This is a genomic window from Bartonella sp. OD88NMGDW (assembly GCF_042193775.1).
Taxonomy (GTDB): domain Bacteria; phylum Pseudomonadota; class Alphaproteobacteria; order Rhizobiales; family Rhizobiaceae; genus Bartonella; species Bartonella grahamii.
In genome coordinates, this window is record NZ_JBHIMA010000029.1 from 1197 (window position 1) to 3898 (window position 2702).

The window sequence follows — 2702 nt, forward strand, 5'->3', positions numbered from 1 at the left end:
CAAAACCTTGGTTATCAGACAAAAGCGATACAAGCCAACGATCAGGTTGCAGAACTTCAAAGCCGGCAGAATTCTGCGAGAACCTTAGCGGCATCTGGTGGAGGGGGGAGTGTTGGACCAATCACTTTAGCAAGCATTGATAGGATGTCAGAAGAAGAATTTGACGCTTGGATATCAAATCCGAAAAATAAAGCAATTTTTCGGCAATTGCATGGTGCTGGTAACGGGTATTAAGAGTGCATTTTTATAGAAATTAGCCTGTTTTATGCAGGGGTATGGTCCGGCTTTTAAGCCGGTTTTTTTTTACAGCAAAGAAAGGTTAAATCAATGGCATTAACAACAGTTAGAGCAGATGATCCTCATGCGATAAGCACGTGGTCAAAATTATTAAATACAGAAGTTTCAAAGGCGATACCTATTGCCCCTCTTATAGGCAGGGGGTCAAACAGCATTATTCAACTTAAAACCGAAACACAGAAGGGCAGAGGGGATTGTGTTACATTTAGCTTACGTACACAGCTTTTGGGACGGGGTGTTACCTCAGGACAGACGCTTGAGGGGAATGAAGAGGCATTACAATTCCTTCATGACAGACTATATATTGACGAACTTTCGCATGCAGTTCGTGTAGAAAATGAAGGTAGTATAGCGCAACAACGTACAACGTTTGATTTGCGCGACGAAGCAAAAGATGGCTTAGTTGATTGGTATGCAGATCGCTTAAGCTTGATGTTTTTCATTCAAGCTTGCGGATATACAGCAAGGACAATCTCTTTTGAAGATCGGATGATAGATATCGAGAATGTGCATTATGGATTTAATGAACCTCTTGCACCAAGTAGTAAGCGAATTATCCGTCCAGATGGTAAAACCAAGGATGAAGAGCTAAGTGAAGCGCCAAAACACAGCTTTAGTTTGAAGCTTATTGACGAAGCTGTAAAAATGGCAAAACTTGCTAATCCCAAAATTCGACCAGTACGTGTGAATGGGGAGAGTGTTTATGTTCTCTATTTGCATCCAACACAAGTGATGCAATTGCGTACCAATACAGATACTGGTCAGTGGCTTGATATTCAGAAAGCTGCTTACACAGGCTCTCGTGCGCAAAACCCAATCTTTGATGGTTCTTTAGGCATGTATAATGGTGTGATTTTACGTGAATCAGAACATGTCACTCATGGGGTTAAATCTACCGATCATACAGCGAAAAAAAGTGTGCGTCGTGCTGTTTTTCTTGGAGCACAAAGTATCGTTATGGCTTTTGGGAACAATCGCAATGTCAATCGCTATAAATTGGTGGAAGAGCATTTCGACTATCAACGTTACTATGGTTTGTCTGCGAAAACACTGATTGGCATGAAAAAAACCCGTTTCAAATTTCCAAATAGCTCTCAAGCAGCGCAAGATTTTGGAACGATTGTTATCCCCACCTACAGTGGTGAACCTGATAATTAATCATAGGGAGGAAACAAGACATGGCAGATCAATTACCCCCTCCATTACAGGGCAGAAATCTACATACCCAACAGGTAAGTTTTTTGCGGTTAAATATCTCGCATAAAGATAAGCATCTTACGGAGAAAATTGGGATATTACCCCGTGGCGCTTTGATCACTTCGATGAAGGCTTTTGTCAAGACGGCATTTTCTGAGGCAAAATTAAAGATAGGCAGCACCTATGGAGGCAATGAGTTCAGTGAAAAAGACATCAAAGCCCAAGGCACGCAAGATTTTACGCCAACAGATCAAAAGTCTTTTGTTGCAGATGATAAGGAGATGACCCTTTATGCAACACGAGACAAAACCACCGATGCTGGTGAATGTATTGTGGTTGTGCAATTCGTAACAAATCATTGAGGGGATAAGACATGGCAGATTATTTACCACAGCCCTTGCAAGGGAGAAATCTTCATACCCAGCAGGTAAGCTTTTTGCGGCTTAATTTTAGCTATGAAGATAAAGAAAAGGTGATGAAGATAGGCACCCTCCCTCGTGGTGCTTTGATTACTTCGATTAAAGTGTTTGTTAAGACAGCATTTTCGGACACAAAGGTCAAAATAGGCAGCACTGCTGGAGGGACTGAGTTTGGTGAAGCGGAAATCAAACAACAGGCAGTAAAAGAGGTTAAGCCCACCAATCAGAAGGAATTTGTCCCTTATGATGAAGAGGTCACTCTCTATGCTAAAGCGGACAAAACAGTACAAGCTGGTCAAGCAAGTATAGTCGTTGAATTTGTGACTAATCACTGAGAGGTATTTTGATGACACGTCATTATATTCGGGTTAAGACTGGAGGACCGATACCTGTAAAGCGAGATGTTTATCGTCATAAGAGAACACTTTCGCACTTAGTGTCGGTCATTCAAGATGAGATTGATGACATAGCCGATGAGTATGTTCAACAAATCCAAGAAAGCATTTTTGCAGCCATTCGTTTTTGTGAACGGGAGACCTTTTACTTTAACGAAAGCCGTGATGTGGTGTTTGAGACACGGGCGGGACAAGGTGTTTATGATGCAAGCACTACCAGCCATATCGAAAGTGCTGTTAAAATCAAAAACGTTTATCTGAGTTCTGATCAACATCATAAGTTTGCCTTGGAATGTAAGGACCATGTTTCTTTAGAGCCTTTGTTATCATCAGAGCAGCAAGGAACGCCGGTTTGTTACAGTTATTTTGATAGGAAATTACATCTTTATCCCAC

The 2702-nt window shown here is 41.5% G+C and carries 3 protein-coding genes and 2 pseudogenes; all 5 read left to right on the forward strand.

The window, feature by feature from the left end; all coding sequences use genetic code 11:
- Positions 1-234 (forward strand): annotated as a pseudogene (locus ACFIJR_RS08690) (hypothetical protein); the annotation flags it as partial.
- 93 nt (positions 235-327) lie between these two features.
- Positions 328-1455, forward strand: a complete 1128-nt coding sequence (locus ACFIJR_RS08695) for a N4-gp56 family major capsid protein (protein WP_375654029.1) — start codon at positions 328-330, stop codon at positions 1453-1455.
- Between the two features lie 20 nt (positions 1456-1475).
- A complete protein-coding gene (locus tag ACFIJR_RS08700) occupies positions 1476-1856 on the forward strand; it encodes a hypothetical protein (RefSeq protein ID WP_252619690.1) in 381 nt (126 codons plus the stop codon).
- A gap of 11 nt (positions 1857-1867) precedes the next feature.
- Complete coding sequence (locus tag ACFIJR_RS08705; protein WP_375612646.1) at positions 1868-2248, forward strand: hypothetical protein; 381 nt, start codon at positions 1868-1870, stop codon at positions 2246-2248.
- An 11-nt stretch (positions 2249-2259) separates the two neighbouring features.
- A pseudogene (locus ACFIJR_RS08710) lies at positions 2260-2702 on the forward strand (hypothetical protein); the annotation flags it as partial.

What these genes read in the sequence shown, in the direction of transcription:
- ACFIJR_RS08700 (WP_252619690.1), top strand. Translation starts at nt 1,476, where the DNA reads ATGGCAGATCAATTACCCCCTCCATTACAGGGCAGAAATCTACATACC.
- ACFIJR_RS08705 (WP_375612646.1), top strand. Translation starts at nt 1,868, where the DNA reads ATGGCAGATTATTTACCACAGCCCTTGCAAGGGAGAAATCTTCATACC.
- ACFIJR_RS08695 (WP_375654029.1), top strand. Translation starts at nt 328, where the DNA reads ATGGCATTAACAACAGTTAGAGCAGATGATCCTCATGCGATAAGCACG.